The 14,769-nt window shown below is 67.1% G+C and carries 15 protein-coding genes; 12 read left to right on the top strand and 3 right to left on the bottom strand.

All coding sequences use genetic code 11. The annotated features are described in order from the left end of the window. The first annotated feature begins 12 nt into the window (after window positions 1-12). Together ACWCIA_RS06465 and ACWCIA_RS06460 are read left to right on the top strand one after the other, a co-directional pair. Window positions 13-507, top strand: a complete 495-nt coding sequence (locus ACWCIA_RS06465; protein ID WP_454161775.1) for a phosphohydrolase — start codon at window positions 13-15, stop codon at window positions 505-507. Then, window positions 494-1,318, top strand: coding sequence for an SIR2 family NAD-dependent protein deacylase (locus ACWCIA_RS06460; protein WP_454161774.1), 825 nt, complete (start codon window positions 494-496; stop codon window positions 1,316-1,318). Before ACWCIA_RS06465 ends, ACWCIA_RS06460 begins: the two co-directional genes overlap by 14 nt. Before the next feature lie 274 nt (window positions 1,319-1,592). Here ACWCIA_RS06460 and ACWCIA_RS06455 read toward each other — a convergent pair whose 3' ends face one another. Together ACWCIA_RS06455 and ACWCIA_RS06450 are read right to left on the bottom strand one after the other, a co-directional pair. Beyond that, window positions 1,593-3,695, bottom strand: a complete 2,103-nt coding sequence (locus ACWCIA_RS06455) for an ATP-dependent helicase (protein WP_454161773.1) — start codon at window positions 3,693-3,695, stop codon at window positions 1,593-1,595. Window positions 3,696-4,146: 451 nt separating this feature from the next. Next, window positions 4,147-4,365 carry a hypothetical protein gene (locus ACWCIA_RS06450; protein ID WP_454161772.1) on the bottom strand — a complete coding sequence of 73 codons (219 nt, stop codon included), beginning with the start codon at window positions 4,363-4,365 and terminating at the stop codon, window positions 4,147-4,149. Window positions 4,366-4,598: 233 nt separating this feature from the next. Here ACWCIA_RS06450 and ACWCIA_RS06445 point away from each other — a divergent pair, with 233 nt between their 5' ends. The 10 genes from ACWCIA_RS06445 to ACWCIA_RS06400 all read left to right on the top strand — a co-directional run bounded on the left by ACWCIA_RS06445 (window position 4,599) and on the right by ACWCIA_RS06400 (window position 14,410). Further along, complete coding sequence (locus ACWCIA_RS06445; protein WP_454161771.1) at window positions 4,599-4,775, top strand: hypothetical protein; 177 nt, start codon at window positions 4,599-4,601, stop codon at window positions 4,773-4,775. Window positions 4,776-4,811: 36 nt separating this feature from the next. After that, window positions 4,812-5,414 carry a chromate transporter gene (locus ACWCIA_RS06440; RefSeq protein ID WP_454161770.1) on the top strand — a complete coding sequence of 201 codons (603 nt, stop codon included), beginning with the start codon at window positions 4,812-4,814 and terminating at the stop codon, window positions 5,412-5,414. After that, entirely contained in the window at window positions 5,411-6,010 is a 600-nt protein-coding gene (locus ACWCIA_RS06435; RefSeq protein ID WP_454161769.1) for a chromate transporter, read from the top strand. The genes ACWCIA_RS06440 and ACWCIA_RS06435 overlap by 4 nt, the downstream gene beginning before the upstream one ends. Window positions 6,011-6,086: 76 nt before the next feature. Further along, window positions 6,087-6,932 carry an S-formylglutathione hydrolase gene (gene fghA / locus ACWCIA_RS06430; RefSeq protein ID WP_454161768.1) on the top strand — a complete coding sequence of 282 codons (846 nt, stop codon included), beginning with the start codon at window positions 6,087-6,089 and terminating at the stop codon, window positions 6,930-6,932. Between the two features lie 241 nt (window positions 6,933-7,173). Then, window positions 7,174-7,644, top strand: coding sequence for an Hsp20/alpha crystallin family protein (locus ACWCIA_RS06425; RefSeq protein WP_454161767.1), 471 nt, complete (start codon window positions 7,174-7,176; stop codon window positions 7,642-7,644). 110 nt (window positions 7,645-7,754) lie between these two features. Next, window positions 7,755-8,456 carry a phosphoribosyltransferase gene (locus tag ACWCIA_RS06420; protein ID WP_454161766.1) on the top strand — a complete coding sequence of 234 codons (702 nt, stop codon included), beginning with the start codon at window positions 7,755-7,757 and terminating at the stop codon, window positions 8,454-8,456. A gap of 17 nt (window positions 8,457-8,473) precedes the next feature. Continuing rightward, window positions 8,474-9,679, top strand: a complete 1,206-nt coding sequence (locus ACWCIA_RS06415) for an SRPBCC family protein (protein WP_454161765.1) — start codon at window positions 8,474-8,476, stop codon at window positions 9,677-9,679. Between the two features lie 23 nt (window positions 9,680-9,702). After that, window positions 9,703-11,043 (top strand): erythromycin esterase family protein, encoded by a 1,341-nt coding sequence (locus ACWCIA_RS06410; RefSeq protein ID WP_454161764.1) that lies wholly within the window; start codon window positions 9,703-9,705, stop codon window positions 11,041-11,043. A 641-nt stretch (window positions 11,044-11,684) separates the two neighbouring features. Beyond that, on the top strand, window positions 11,685-12,176 hold the full coding sequence (locus tag ACWCIA_RS06405) for a (2Fe-2S)-binding protein (protein ID WP_454161763.1): 492 nt from the start codon (window positions 11,685-11,687) through the stop codon (window positions 12,174-12,176). A 2-nt stretch (window positions 12,177-12,178) separates the two neighbouring features. Next, window positions 12,179-14,410 (top strand): molybdopterin cofactor-binding domain-containing protein, encoded by a 2,232-nt coding sequence (locus tag ACWCIA_RS06400; RefSeq protein ID WP_454161762.1) that lies wholly within the window; start codon window positions 12,179-12,181, stop codon window positions 14,408-14,410. 15 nt (window positions 14,411-14,425) lie between these two features. Here ACWCIA_RS06400 and ACWCIA_RS06395 read toward each other — a convergent pair whose 3' ends face one another. Continuing rightward, window positions 14,426-14,764: a hypothetical protein gene (locus ACWCIA_RS06395; RefSeq protein WP_454161761.1), complete on the bottom strand. Its 339-nt coding sequence runs from the start codon at window positions 14,762-14,764 to the stop codon at window positions 14,426-14,428. Between the last annotated feature and the right edge of the window lie 5 nt (window positions 14,765-14,769).

Here is a 14,769-nt window from a genome sequence, read left to right as displayed (position 1 = left end):
TCGATCACCGTCATGCTGCTGCAGCGCGCGGAGCTGAAAGGCCGGGTTGATCCCCAGCTTGAACCCCAGCTTGAACCCCTGCTGGAACTGCGCGAGCTGCTGCACGACGCCGAGGAAGGCCTGCTCGGCTTCGACGCCCTGTCGGTCATCAAGCCCTTCCTCGGCGAAGGCTTCCGCGCCCTCACCAGGCGGCTCGAGCACGTGGTCTTCCTGCGCTACGGCCTGCCGTCCTGGACCGCCCAGGACCACGCGCGCCACAAGCGCGCCGACCGCCTGGCCGCGGCCAGCGAAGCCGTGCACGTGGCCGGCTGGTCGCGCGAGGAGGTCAAACGCACGCTCAAGATCCAGGCCGCCGTGCTGCAGGACGATCCGCTGGTGGCCGTCTACGGCGGCAAGCCCTGGGAGCCCTGGCCGCCGGCGCTGGCCTGCGAGCGCTTCCTGGCCGAACTCGAGCGCCTGAAAAAACTGGTCAACGCGCCGCTGAAGGATGGCGATGGCCGCCCCTGAACTGGCGCGCGCGGCGCGGCTGATCGACGATGCCGGCGCCCTGCTGGTCTGCGCCGGCGCCGGCATGGGCGTCGATTCCGGCCTGCCCGACTTCCGCGGCCGCCAAGGCTTCTGGAAGGCTTATCCCGTCCTGGCCCAGGCCGGCCTGGACTTCCACGAGATCGCCAACCCGGCCAGCTTCCGCAGCGACCCGCTGCTGGCCTGGGGCTTCTACGGCCACCGGCTCAACCTGTACCGGGAGACCAGCCCGCATGCGGGCTTTGCGATCCTGCGCGACATCGCCGCGCGCCTGGCCGGCGGAGTCTTCGTGTTCACCAGCAACGTCGACGGCCAGTTCCAGCGCGCGGGCTTCGACCCGGAGCGCATCGTCGAATGCCACGGCTCGATCCACCACCTGCAGTGCATCCGCCCCTGTTCGGATGCCGCCTGGCCGGCCGACGCCTTCGAGCCCGAGGTCGACGTTGCGGCCTGCCGCCTGCGCTCCCCTGCCCCGCGCTGCCCGCGCTGCGGCGCGCTGGCGCGACCCAACATCCTGATGTTCAACGACGGCGCCTGGATTGCCGAACGGGCCGAGGCCCAGTTCGCGCGCCTGCGCGCCTGGCGGGCGGGCGTGGAGAGGCTGGTGGTGATCGAACTGGGCGCCGGGCTGGCGATTCCGTCGGTGCGGCGCATGAGCGAGGCGCAAGAGGTGCCGGTCATCCGGATCAATCCGCGCGACGCGCAACTGGGCGGTCATCCGGGTGTTGCTATTTCGCTCACGGCAGAGGAGGCGCTGCTTGCACTGTCGAGTTTGATTAATCGCAAACAGTAGAGCTTAAGGCCTTGATTTTATTGAGCTTAGACCGATATCCACAAGAAATGTGGATAAGTATGTGGACAAGCGCCACTTGACAAGCCGCAAGGTCAGTATTGATGCGGGTTTCAACAAAATGCCCATTCTGAAGGCAAAAACGAAGCCCTTAGAAATCAAGGACTTGCACGTGCAGCCTTGAGGCGCACCAACTCGGTATCAGCAAATTCCTACAAAGTCCTACAACGGGGGATAAGTCGCCCCGCCGCACCTGTTCGCGGATCATTTCCAGGCCTCATTTCCAACTATTCCTGGCGCGATCCCGCACCAGCATCCTGACGCTCTCCGGCATCGGCTTCTTCGACTGCACCGTATCCGCCGTGATCCACACGCATTCTTCGAAGTGTTTCAGCATGGCCGGGGTGACGAAACGCGTGCGCGCCGCATACACGTGGCGGTCGCCCATCTGCGCCTGCTGCTTGATGAAGAAGCGGTTCGGCACCACCAGGTGCAGGTGCTCCTTGGCGCGCGTCATCGCCACATAGAGCAGGCGCCGCTCTTCCTCGATCTCCTCGGCGCTGCCGGTGCTCATGTCCGAGGGGATGCAGCCGTCGACCACGTTCAGCACGTGTACCGACTTCCATTCCTGGCCCTTGGACGAATGGATGGTCGACAGGATCAAATAATCCTCGTCGAGCAGCGGCGGGCCGGCGCGGTCGCTGGTGGCTTCCGGCGGGTCGAGCGTGATCTCGGCCAGGAAGGTTTCGCGCGACCCGTAGCCGCCGGCCAGCTGCGCCAGTTGCTCGACGTCGGCGGCGCGCACCTGGGCGTCGTCGTGCAGGCGCTCGAGGTGCGGCAGGTACCAGTTCTTCACCAGTTCGATGTCGGCCGGCCAGCGCAGGCCGGGCGTGCGCAGGCGCCGGTACAGGGTGACGAAGTCATCCCAGTCGCCGCGGCTCTTGCCGGGCGCCTCGAAGCCTTCCACCGCCGCCAGCGCTTCGGGCGCCTCCGCCACCGCGTCCAGCAGGCGCGTGGCCGTGGCCGGGCCGATGCCGGGGATCAGCTGGGCCACGCGAAAGCCCGCCATGCGCCCGTTCGGGTTCTGGGCGAAGCGCAGCACGGCCAGCACGTCCTTGATGTGCGAGGCTTCCAGGAACTTCAGGCCGCCGAATTTTACAAAGGGGATGTTGCGGCGCATGAGTTCCAGTTCCAGCGCCGCGCTGTGGCTGGCGGCGCGAAACAGCACGGCCTGGTGGGTGAGCTTGATGCCCGCTTCGCGGTGCTCGAGGATGCGCTTGCAGACCCAGCGCGCCTGCTCCGCCTCGTCCGGTATCAAGACCAGTTGCGGCAGGCTGCTGGCCGCCTTGTCGGTCCAGAGCGTCTTGGCATGGCGCTCGAGCGCGGCCGCGATGACGGCGTTCGAGGCGTCCAGGATGGGCTGGGTCGAGCGGTAATTGCGGTCGAGCGTGATCACTTCGGCCGGCTGCGAGAACTGCCCGGGGAAATCGAGGATGTTGCGCACTGTCGCGCCGCGGAAGGAATAGATCGACTGGGCGTCGTCGCCGACCACCATCACGCCCTGCCCGTCCGGCTTCATGCCGGTGATGATCGCCGCCTGGAGGCGGTTGGTGTCCTGGTATTCGTCGACCAGCACATGGTCGAACAGCGCGCCGATCTCGGGGCCCAGCTCCGGGTCCGACGCCATCTCGGCCCAGAACAGCAGCAGGTCGTCGTAGTCGAGCACGTTCTGCTCCTGCTTGGCGTCGACATAGGCGCCGAACAGGCGTTTCAGCTCGGCTTCCCACTCGCAGCACCAGGGGAAGGTGCTCTGCAGCACTTGGTCCAGCGGTTCGCGCGAATTGACCACGCGCGAGTAGATCGACAGGCAGGTGCCCTTCAGCGGAAAGCGCTTGGCCGTTGCGGTCAGGCCGATCTCGTGGCGCACCATGCCCATCAGGTCTTCCGAATCGCCGCGGTCGTGAATGGTGAAGGATTCGTCCAGGCCGATGCGCCCGGCATACTCGCGCAGCAGGCGCGCGCCGATGCTGTGGAAGGTGCCGGCCCAGGGCAGCGACGTAAAACCCTGGCCGCTGCCGCCCATCACGCGGTGCAGTACATTGCCGGCACGCTGGGTCATCTCGTTGGCGGCGCGCCGCGAGAAGGTCAGCAGCAGCAGGCGCTGCGGGTCGGCGCCGCACATGATCAGGCGCGCGACGCGGTGCGCCAGCGTGTTGGTCTTGCCGGAACCGGCGCCGGCCACCACCAGCAGCGGCCGCGGCGCAGCGGCGCCGACGTCGTGCTCGACCGCCGCCCGCTGTTCGGGGTTGAGGCTGGCGAAGGGATCGTCAGGGGCAGTGGCGACGGATGGGGCGGTGGTGGCGGAGGCGGCTACGGACATGGGTGGCGGATATCGGGGAAACAGCGGGGAGACAGCGCAACTGTACATTTGTCCAGTGCTGAGTAGCAAGAACATTTTGCAATCCCTGCCGGCAACAGAATCGGGTAAAAGATGCGCCATGCTTGAGCCAAGTTCAAGTAGCACGCGACGCAGTTGGGCTAAGTGACCGGAAACAAAGCGGTTTTTCGGATATCCACAAAGTCTGTGAATAACTTTGTGGAAAAGCGGGGGCTTGACACGGCGCAAACGCGTCGGGATGCGGGTTTCAACAAACTGCCCGTTCGTCGGGCAGCGTCCAAACTACGGAAAATCAAGGACTTGCGCACAGTTGTGCAAGGGTAGTCGAAAGCGGCGCTTCGATAAAAAAAAGAAATTTTTGTGTATAACCACACTTGTTCAGGCGCCACAAAAATGACAGATTTATATCGGATTCTGTAGACGCGCGGAAACTTTACGGTAGAGCCCGGCGCCGCAGCGGTTCGAGCAGCACGCGCTCGATGACGTGGAGCGCAATGTCGTGGGTACGCAGGTATTCGAAGGCGGACATCATGTTGCTGCCGGCCAGGACGGCAATGGCGTCGTCGACGATGGCGCGCTGGCGCAGGTCGCGGCGGGCCTCGCCGGTCGTGACGGTATGGGCATTGGGGAACACGATTGCGGCTGACCTCATCCTGACCTCCCTTGACACGAGTAAATTTCGTTGCGATTGAGTATTCATCAATCCGCGGCAATGTCAATGTCAAGTTTCCATCAAAAACCGGAAATAGTTGTACAGACGGGTGCCCGCGACCGGTGCGCCGCCGGCCGTGCGGCAGGCCTAGAATGGCCGCGTAGTCACGGCCCGCAGTCAAGGCCGCTTTTGGCGCCGCCCCAACCACCTTCAACCCAGCTTGCGAGGAACCCATGACCACGACTCCCGAACCCGACCTGAATCCCGGCGACGAAGCCGCACCCGGCACCGAGGGCGCCGGCGAAGACGTTTGCGAAGCCTGCTCCGGCAGCGGCAAGCTAGCCGACGGCAAATCCTGCCCCCAATGCGGCGGCAGCGGACGCGTGATGCGGGGGATCGGCGGCGGCTGATTGGACGGCAGGCCGGGCCGGCGCGATAATCACGGGATGAGCCCTACTCCCATCGCACCGGCATCCGCGCCAGGCCATCCGCCTCCCCACCCCCGTCCCGCCTCCCTGCTCGACCTGTTCGTCGCCTTCACGCTGCTCGCCCTGCAGGGCTTCGGCGGCGTCCTCGCCGTCGTCCAGCGCGAGCTCGTCGAGCGCAAGCGCTGGCTGACCCAGGAAGAATTCATCGAAGACTGGGCCGTGGCGCAGATCATGCCGGGCCCAAACGTCGTCAACATCTCGATGATGATCGGCGCGCGCTACTTCGGCCTGCGCGGCGCCCTGGCGGCACTGGCCGGCATGCTCGCGATCCCGCTGGTCGTAGTGCTGCTGCTGGCCACCCTGCACGCCGGCTTTGCGGACAACCCGCAGGTGGCGGGCGCCCTGCGCGGCATGGCGGCGGTATCGAGCGGCCTGATCGCCGCGGCCGGGCTGAAGCTGGCCGGCAGCCTGCTGCGCCATCCGCTGCCGCTCCCCGTGTCCGCCGCCATCGCGCTGGCCGCCTTCGGTCTGGTGGCGCTGATGCGCCTGCCGCTCCTGTACGTGGTACTCGGCCTCGGCTCCCTGGGCTGCGTGCTGACCTGGCGGAGCATGCGTCCATGAGTACCGCCGTCGACACCGCGCTCCACATTACCCTCGGCTGGCACGACTGGCTGAACCTGTTCGGCCACTACCTGCTGCTCTCGGCAATGTCCTTCGGCGGGGCCATCTCGATGACGCCCGAGATGCACCGCTTCCTGGTCGAGCAGCAGGGCTGGCTGACCCAGGCCCAGTTCAACGACGCGATCGCCATCGCGCAGGCCGCGCCCGGACCGAACGTGCTGTTCGTCGCGCTGATGGGCTGGAAGGTCGGCCTGAACGCCGGGAGCACCGTGGCCGCCTGGCTGGGCGTGGCCACGACCATGGCCGGCATCCTGCTGCCCTCGTCCATCTTCACCTACCAGGTCGCCCAGTGGGGCCACCGCAACCGCGAGCTGCGCGCCGTGCGCGCCTTCAAGCAAGGCATGGCCCCGGTCGTCATCGCCCTGCTGCTCGCGACCAGCTGGATCCTCGCCACCTCGGCCGGCCAGACCGGCTCCCGGCCGTGGGCGTTGTGGCTGCTGGCGGGCGCCAGCTGCCTCGTCATCTGGCGCACCCGGCTGCACCTGCTGTGGGTGCTCGGCCTGGGCGCCCTGCTCGGCGCGCTCGGCATCGTCTGAACCTGGCTGCAACCGGCTTGCACACGGCCGGGTCGAGGATGGCATACTTGCATCATTGACCACCACGGAGACCGGTATGCTACAACTGCTCAGCGAACACGCCTGCTTCGGCGGCGTCCAGCGTTTCTACCAGCACGATTCGACGGCGATCGGCCAGCCGATGCGCTTTTCGGTCTACCTGCCGCCCGGTGCGGACAAGGGCGCGCAGCCGCTGCCTACCCTGTTCTACCTGGCCGGCCTGACCTGCACCGAAGAAACCTTCATGATCAAGGCCGGCGCCCAGCGCATGGCGGCCCGGGAAGGCATGATCCTGGTCGCCCCGGACACCAGCCCGCGCGGCGCCGGCGTGCCGGGCGAGACCGACAGCTGGGACTTCGGCGCCGGCGCCGGCTTCTATGTCGACGCCACCGAGGCACCCTGGGCGCGGCACTACCGCATGTACAGCTACATCCTCGAGCTGCGCGAACTGGTGCTGCGCGAATTCGCGGCCGACCCCAGGCGCCTGGGCATCTTCGGCCACTCGATGGGCGGCCATGGCGCACTGACGATCGCCCTGCGCCATCCGGACCTGTTCCGGTCGGTCTCCGCCTTTGCCCCGATCGCCGCGCCGAGCCGCTGCCCCTGGGGGGAAAAGGCCTTCGGCGGCTACCTCGGCGCCGACCGCGGCGCCTGGCGCGCGCACGACGCCACCGAACTGGTCGGCGAAGGACCGGTGCGCTTCCCCGGCGGCATCCTGGTCGACCAGGGCCTGGCCGACAAATTCCTGTCCGACCAGCTGAACCCGGACGCCTTCGAGGCGGCCTGCCGCGCCGCCGGCCAGCCGCTCACGCTGCGCCGCCATGCCGGTTACGACCACGGCTATTACTTCATCTCGACCTTCATGGAAGACCACCTGCGCTTCCATCGCGGCCAGCTCGGCTAGGGGGAAACAGGCTGGGTCGGGCCGCCTGGGCCGGCCCGACCGCCCTCTTTCTAGCGGCGTGCGCCGACCACGACAAGCCCTGTCGGTTCCGGTCGGTTGCACGCTTTATGCCCTCGCGCAAACGCGCCCCACCCCGCCTCGATTCCTCTCTCAGCTCGCCTTGAAATCGGGCCGCCGCTGCCCTATAAATCAGATGCGGCGCCATGCCGCGCATGTTCATCGTGAGGAAAGGAGGCTTACCATGAATCTCGTCAGGAGAGGCAGTACGCCACTGTCGACTTACCGGCCCGGCGTGGCCGAGGATCAGTTCGGCCGCCTCGTCGAAAGCATGTTCGAGGACTTCTTCGCACCGCTCGCACAGGGCAACCGCTGGTCCGACACGAATGCCAGCATTCCCCGGCTCGACATGACCGAGAGCGACACCGCCTATGAAGTCCAGGCCGAAATGCCGGGCGTGGAGAAGGATGACCTGAAGGTCGCCATCGACCACCAGCGCATCACCATCGAAGGAGAATGCCGCAAGGCAAACGAGCGGCGCGAGGGCGAAAACGTGGTGTATTCTGAACGCTCAGCACGCAAGTTCGTGCGCAGCTTTACCCTGCCGACCGAGGTCGACGACGAAGCCGCGCAAGCCAAACTGGAAAACGGCGTCCTGCACCTGACGCTGCCGAAGAAACAGGGCAGCCCGGTCAAGCGCCTGCAAGTCCAGTAAGCGGTGCCACGCCGCGCAGCGGTGTCGTTGCGCGGCGGTGCCGCCATGAAGGGATAGTCGCGGCATCGCCAGGCACACGGCGTGCCGCGGCATGAACGGAATCGACGGCGATGGCTGAACTGGCACGCTTCAGGAACCGTGCACATGCCGGCAAGCTGCTGGCGGCGGCGCTCGGCGCAGACGCAGGTGCGGGCGGGGGCAAGGCGGTGCATGGACCCGACGCGCTGGTGCTGGCCCTGCCGCGCGGCGGCGTGCCGGTCGCCTTTGCGGTGGCAATGGCTTGCGGCCTGGAACTCGACATCCTGCTTGTGCGCAAGCTCGGCATGCCGGGCCAGCCGGAGTACGCCATCGGCGCCGTCGGCAGCGGCGGCGTGCGGGTCTTGCAGCAGGGCGTGCCCGGGCTGATGGGTGTCACGCAGGAGCAGGTCGAGGCCATCGCCACGCGCGAACTGGCCGAGATCGACCGGCGCGGACGCCTGTACCGGGGCGACCGTCCCGAACCGGCATGCGCGGGACGGGACGTGATTTTGGTAGACGACGGCATTGCCACCGGCTCGACGATGCTGGCGGCGGTGCAGGTGGCGCGCGGACGTGGTGCCGCGCGCGTCGTCGTGGCGGTGCCCGTGGCCCCGCCCGACACGCTGGCCGCACTGGCGCCCCTGGTGGACGAACTCGTCTGCCTTGCGGCTCCGCCGCGCTTTCGCGCGGTCAGCCAGTGGTACGACTCGTTCGATCAAACGAGCGACGAGGAAGTGCAGGAATTGCTGGCGATGGCCTGGCGCAGCCGGGCCGATCGGCAGCTTCACACCTAACCATGAGAGGAAAGAACATGCGACAACACACCACCAGTACCGATAGCAGCCTCAACATCGAGACGAGCGACGTGGCCATGATGCTCGGCGGTGCCGCCGCCGGCGCCCTGTTGATGTACCTGCTCGACCCGGACCGCGGCAGCGCCCGCCGTTCGAACTCGACCGCTGCGATCCGCAATGCCGGCGCACGTACCGGTAGTGCGCTGGGCAATGCCTGGCATGGCATTGGCGAGCGCATCGGCACGGCCGCGCGCGAAGCCGGCAATGCGGCGGGCGACATGATCGACGACGCCACACGCGGCGCCAGCAGGATGGTGGACGAGACCAGCGCGCGCGCCAGCCGCGCCTACGATTCGGCCTATGAGTCGGCCTCCAGGGCGGCCAAGCCGAACGGCAGCGCCGGCCGTGCCATGGAGCGCACCTATGACGACGCCTCGCGCATGGCCAGCGAAGCCGGTGCCCGCGCCGACGCAGCCGCTTCGCGCTTCAGCCGCATGGCCAGCCAGGCCGCCGGCAAGGCCATGGGCGCACTGCACCTCGAAGACCGCGAAGACATCTCGGCGCTGCTGCGCAATCCGGCCGTGGTCGGCGGCGGCCTGCTCGGCCTGTTCGGTCTGATGCGCCGTTCCCCGATCGCCGCCGCCCTCGGCCTGGCCGGGCTCGCCCTGGCCGCACGCAACAGCGGCGGCGGCATCTCGAGCCTGTTCGGCGGCAGCCGCAGCGGCTACAGCAGCGGCGACCCGGTGATCCTGGAAAAATCGATCCGCATCGACGCCTCGCCCAACGAGGTCTACGAACAGTGGAGCAACTACGAAAACTTCCCGCGCTTCATGTCGCACGTAATCGAAGTACGCGACCTGGGCCGCCGCCGCTCGCACTGGGTAGTGCAGGGTCCGGCCGGCACCCAGTTCGAATTCGACTCGATGCTGACCGAGCAGGTCAAGGGCAAGCGCCTGGCATGGCGCAGCGAACCGGGCGCCGAGATCCAGAACAACGGCCTGGTCCGCTTCGAGCCCTACCGCGGCGGCACCCTGGTGACGGTGCGCCTGTCGTACACGCCGCCGGCAGGCCTGCTGGGCCACGGGATCGCCTCGCTGCTCGGGTCGGACCCGAAGCGCCAGATGGACGACGACCTGGCGCGCATGAAGCACTTCCTCGAGCGCGGCGTCATCCCGCACGATGCCGCCCGCCGCGAGAAATCGGGCAGCCGGTTCCTGCACTGAGCACTAAGCACCAAGCCAGGACGATGACGGCCACGATCGAGATCAGCGCAGCCGCCCTGGCGGCTGCCGCCCACCCGCTCGACGGCGGGCCGGGCGATTACGACGCCCTCCTGAACCTCGTGGGCGACGCCCGCTTCGTGCTGCTCGGCGAAGCGACCCACGGCTCCCACGAGTTCTACGAGGAACGGGCGCGCATCACCCAGCGCCTGATCCGCGAAAAGGGGTTTACCGCTGTCGCGGTCGAGGCCGACTGGCCCGACGCCTACCGCGTCAACCGCTACGTGCGCGGCGAAGGGCAGGACACGAACGCCAACGAGGCCCTGTCCGGCTTCGAGCGTTTCCCTGCCTGGATGTGGCGCAACACCGACGTCGCCGCCTTCATCGACTGGCTGCGCGAGCACAACGCGGGCGTGCAGGCCGGGCCGAAGGTCGGTTTCTACGGCCTCGACCTGTACAGCCTGTTCACCTCCGTGCGCGAGGTGCTGAACTACCTCGAACAGGTAGACCCGACGGCGGCCGAAGAAGCCCGCCGGCGCTACGCCTGCTTCGACCACTACGGCGAAGACAGCCAGCATTACGGCTATGCCACCGGCGTCGGCCTGTCCGAATCCTGCCAGCAGGGCGTGCTGACCCAGCTGCAGGAATTGCAGCAGCGCGCCTTCGACTACATGCAGGCCGACGGCACCTCGCCCGAGGATGCCTTTTTCTACGCCCAGCAGAACGCACGCCTCGTGAAAAACGCCGAGGAGTACTACCGCACCATGTTCCGGGGCCGGGTCTCGTCCTGGAACCTGCGCGACAGCCACATGGCCGAAACCCTCGATGCGCTCAACCGCCACCTGTCGCGCGACGGCACGCCGGCCAAGATCGTCATCTGGGAACACAACTCGCACATCGGCGACGCCCGCGCCACCTACATGGGCGGCCTGGGCGAGTGGAACGTGGGCGAACTGGCGCGCAAGGCCTACCCCGGGGAGACCTGCCTGATCGGCTTTTCGACCTACCTGGGCTATGTGACGGCCGCCTCCGAGTGGGACGGCCCCGCCGAGCGTAAGCGGGTCCGGCCCGGCATGGCCGGCAGCTACGAGGAACTGCTGCACGCGGTCGGCCTGCCCCGCTACTACCTGAACCTGCGCGACGAGGGCCCGGTGCGGCGCCTGCTGCTCGAACGGCGCCTGGAACGCGCCATCGGCGTGCTCTACCTGCCCCGCACCGAGCGCCACAGCCATTATTTCGACGCCCAGATGGCAAAGCAGTTCGACGCCATCATCCACATCGACCGCACCGAAGCGCTGACCCCGCTCGACGCCACCAGCGGCTGGCATTCGGACGAGCCGCCGGAGACGTATCCGGAAGGGATTTAGGTGGCCCGCCACGAACCGTGGGATGGACACCTGTGTCCACGCGGTACGGTGCTGGCTTTGCGCTATCGCCTCCGTGAGATAACGAAGCGTGCAGATGACCGGGCTGTGCAACGCGTGGACTCGGGAGTCCACCCTACATCTTGCGCCTCCACCAGCGTTCGTATCCACCTCGTTACCGTCGACCGGGCGCGAACCGTAGGGTGGACACCTGTGTCCACGCGGTACAGTGCTCGCTCGGCGCTATCGCCTCCGTGAGATAACGAAGCGTGCAGATGATCGGGCCGTGTAACGCGTGGACTCGGGAGCCCACCCTACATCTTGCGCCTCCACCCGCGTTCGTAACCCGGCTCGTTACCGTCGACCGGGCGCAAACCGTAGGGTGGACACCTGTGTCCACGCGGTACGGCGCTCGCTCCCCGCTATCGCCTCCGTGGGATAACAAAGCGTGCAGATGACCGGGCCGTGCAACGCGTGGACTCGGGAGTCCACCCTACATCTTGCGCCTCCACCCGCGTTCGTATCCCGGCTCGATAACGTCGACCGGTTGCAACAATTCTCCAACAATAAACTTTTTCCCGGCCACCGCTTCCGCGCGGCATTTTGGTAGGATGCTCAGGTTTGTCATCAGGCAAGGAATAGTCATGAGTAACTACACGCTGAACATCAACGGCAAGCGCCAAACGGTCGACGTCGAGGCGGACACCCCGCTGCTCTGGGCCCTGCGCGATTCGCTCGGCCTGGTCGGCGCCAAGTACGGCTGCGGGGCCGGCATGTGCGGCGCCTGCACCGTGCACATCGACGGCGCGCCCGCCCGTTCCTGCCTGATGCCGGTTTCCAGCATCGGCAACCAGAAAATCACGACGATCGAGGGTCTGGACCGCAACCACCAGCATCCGCTCCAGCAAGCCTGGCAGGAACTCGACGTGCCGCAATGCGGCTACTGCCAGTCGGGCCAGATCATGAGCGCCTGCGCCCTGCTGAAACAGCACCCGAAGCCGACCGACGCCCAGATCGACGAAGCGATGGCCGGCAACCTGTGCCGCTGCGCCACCTACACCCGCATCCGCGCCGGCATCCACCGCGCCGCTGAAATCGCCGGTAGTTCCGTCAGCACTGGAAAGGGCAAGAAATGAGCATGCCGCTGTCCCCATCGCGCCGCCGCTTCCTGCGCAATAGCACCGCCGGCGCCCTCTTCATCGGCATGGCGCCCGGCGCCGCGCTGTCGAATGCAGTCAATGCAGTCCCGGCAGCGAAGGACGCTGCCTTCACGCCCAGCGTCTTCATCCGCATCGGTCGCGACGGCATCGTCACCCTGATTTCCAAGCAGCCCGAAATCGGCCAGGGCATCAAGACCTCGCTGCCGATGATCATCGCCGAGGAACTCGAGATCGACTGGAAGGATGTGCGCATCGTCCAGGGCGACCTGAACCCGGCCTATGGCAGCCAGGGCGCGGGCGGCTCGACCTCGACGCCGACCAATTACGAAGCCTTCCACCGCCTCGGCGCCACCGCACGCACCATCCTGGTGCAGGCAGCGGCCCAGATCTGGAAGGTGCCGGCATCCGAATGCCAGGCCGCGAATGGCGCCATCCACCATGCAGCCACCCGCCGCAAGCTCGGCTACGGCGCGCTGGTGCCGGCCGCGATCGGCCTGCCCGTGCCGGACGCGGCGGCGGTCGCCCTGAAAGACCCGGCCAGCTACAAGCTGCTCGGCACCCGCATCGGTGGCGTCGACAACGCCGCCATCGTCAGCGGCAAGCCGCTGTTCGGCATCGACGTGCAACTGCCGGGCATGCTCTACGCGGTCTACGTAAAGTGCCCGGTACTGGGCGGCAAACCGGTCGGCGCCAACCTCGACGCGATCAAGGCCCTGCCCGGCGTCAAGGACGCCTTCATCATCGAAGGCGGCAGCAACCTGAACGGCCTGCGCCCGGGCGTGGCGATCGTCGCCACCTCGACCTGGAATGCGTTCAAGGCGCGCCGCCAGCTGGAAGTGAGCTGGGACGAAGGCCAGGGCGCCGGCCACAGCTGGGCCGACTTCACGGCCCAGGCCCGGGCGGCCGCCGGCAAGCCGGGCACGACGGTCCTGCGCCAGGACGGCGACGTGCGCGCAGCCTTCGCGGGCGCGGCGAAGCAGGTCGAAGCAAGCTACAGCTACCCCTTCATCTCGCACGCCAGCATGGAACCGCAGAACTGCACGGCCTGGTTCAAGCCGGCGGACGGCACGCTGGAACTGTGGGCGCCGACCCAGAACCCGGGCTCCGGCCAGGCGCTGGTGACGAGCACCTTCGGCATCCCGAAAGAAAAGATCACGCTGCACATCATCCGCAGCGGCGGCGGCTTCGGCCGGCGCCTCAGTTCCGACTTCATCGTCGAGGCAACTGCGATCGCGCAAAAGGTCGGCGCGCCCGTGAAACTCACCTGGACCCGCGAAGACGATTTGCAGCACGACCATTTCCGTCCGGGCGGCTTCCACCACCTGCGCGGCGGCGTCGACGCCAGGGGCAAGCTGGTCGGCTGGCACAACCACTTCGTGACCTTCGCCAACCGCGTCGAGCGCGACGGCAAGAGCATCCTGCAGCCGGGCAGCGGCGGCAGCCTGTCCGGCGACGAGTTCCCGGGCCGCTGGCTGGCCAACTGCCTGCTGGAACAGACCGCCCTCGAATGCCGGATCCCGATGGGACCGTGGCGCGCGCCCGGCAGCAACGTGTTTTCCTGGGTGTTCCACAGCTTCATCGACGAGCTGGCCCATGCGGGCGGACGCGATCCGGTCGAGTTCCGCCTGGAACTGCTGGGCGAGAAGGACATCGTGCCGGGCACCGGCGAGCGCGGCCAGCCCTACAGCGTGGCGCGCATGCGCAACGTGTTGCGCGAGGTGGCGGAAAAGTCGGGCTGGGGCAAGCGCAAGTTCGCGCGCGGCCAGGGTGCGGGCGTGGCCTTCCACTTCAGCCACCGCGGCTATGTCGCCGAAGTGGCCGAGGTGACGGTCTCAAAAAGCGGCGAGCTGAAGGTGGACCGCGTGGTCGTGGTGACCGACATCGGCGCCCAGATCGTCAACCTCAGCGGCGCGGAAAACCAGGTGCAGGGCTCGGTGATCGACGGCCTGTCGACCCTGATGTACCCGGAACTGGACATCGCCAAAGGCCGCATCGTGCAGAGCAATTTCCACGACTACAAGCTGCTGCGCATGCCGGACACCCCGGCGAAGATCGAAATGCACTTCCTAAAAACCGACTATCCGGTGACGGGCTTGGGCGAACCGGTGCTGCCGCCGCTGGCGCCGGCGGTCTGCAACGCGATCTTCGCCGCGACCGGCAAGCGCGTGCGCGAGCTTCCGCTCAGTAAAACCGACCTGAGCTGGAGTTAAGAGGCAATCTCCGCCCTAGGCCCGGGGCGGCGGATTGTGCGCCGGGTCGGCGTCGAAGGCGCCGTTGTGGTCGAGGATGGCCGCCGCGCGTTCCAGCTGGGCCGCGTTGGCGACCGTCACGACCATCATGCACAGGTCTCCCCGGTCGGCGGGCTTGAAGACGTCCTGGTAGTCGGTGCCGCCTTTCACTTCAGGCGAGTCGCCGACGTAAAAATTGCTTTCGGCCGGCCCTGCTTCGTCGGTGGTCACCTTGATGTCGATGCCATTGCCGTCGAAACCTTCTGCCAGTAAGCCTTTGCGCGCCTGCTCGGCTGCCTCGAAATTGGGCAGCATGCGTACGATCTGGTTGTCCATGGTTG

Source organism: Massilia sp. SYSU DXS3249 (assembly GCF_053668055.1).
The sequence above is the reverse complement of the archived record's forward strand: the minus strand, read 5'-3'. Positions and strand labels throughout refer to the sequence as shown.

Coding starts and splice junctions, on each gene's coding strand:
- ACWCIA_RS06465 (WP_454161775.1), top strand. CDS start 13: ATGCTGCTGCAGCGCGCGGAGCTGAAAGGCCGGGTTGATCCCCAGCTT.
- ACWCIA_RS06460 (WP_454161774.1), top strand. CDS start 494: ATGGCCGCCCCTGAACTGGCGCGCGCGGCGCGGCTGATCGACGATGCC.
- ACWCIA_RS06455 (WP_454161773.1), bottom strand. CDS start 3,695: ATGTCCGTAGCCGCCTCCGCCACCACCGCCCCATCCGTCGCCACTGCC.
- ACWCIA_RS06450 (WP_454161772.1), bottom strand. CDS start 4,365: ATGAGGTCAGCCGCAATCGTGTTCCCCAATGCCCATACCGTCACGACC.
- ACWCIA_RS06445 (WP_454161771.1), top strand. CDS start 4,599: ATGACCACGACTCCCGAACCCGACCTGAATCCCGGCGACGAAGCCGCA.
- ACWCIA_RS06440 (WP_454161770.1), top strand. CDS start 4,812: ATGAGCCCTACTCCCATCGCACCGGCATCCGCGCCAGGCCATCCGCCT.
- ACWCIA_RS06435 (WP_454161769.1), top strand. CDS start 5,411: ATGAGTACCGCCGTCGACACCGCGCTCCACATTACCCTCGGCTGGCAC.
- fghA (WP_454161768.1), top strand. CDS start 6,087: ATGCTACAACTGCTCAGCGAACACGCCTGCTTCGGCGGCGTCCAGCGT.
- ACWCIA_RS06425 (WP_454161767.1), top strand. CDS start 7,174: ATGAATCTCGTCAGGAGAGGCAGTACGCCACTGTCGACTTACCGGCCC.
- ACWCIA_RS06420 (WP_454161766.1), top strand. CDS start 7,755: ATGGCTGAACTGGCACGCTTCAGGAACCGTGCACATGCCGGCAAGCTG.
- ACWCIA_RS06415 (WP_454161765.1), top strand. CDS start 8,474: ATGCGACAACACACCACCAGTACCGATAGCAGCCTCAACATCGAGACG.
- ACWCIA_RS06410 (WP_454161764.1), top strand. CDS start 9,703: ATGACGGCCACGATCGAGATCAGCGCAGCCGCCCTGGCGGCTGCCGCC.
- ACWCIA_RS06405 (WP_454161763.1), top strand. CDS start 11,685: ATGAGTAACTACACGCTGAACATCAACGGCAAGCGCCAAACGGTCGAC.
- ACWCIA_RS06400 (WP_454161762.1), top strand. CDS start 12,179: ATGCCGCTGTCCCCATCGCGCCGCCGCTTCCTGCGCAATAGCACCGCC.
- ACWCIA_RS06395 (WP_454161761.1), bottom strand. CDS start 14,764: ATGGACAACCAGATCGTACGCATGCTGCCCAATTTCGAGGCAGCCGAG.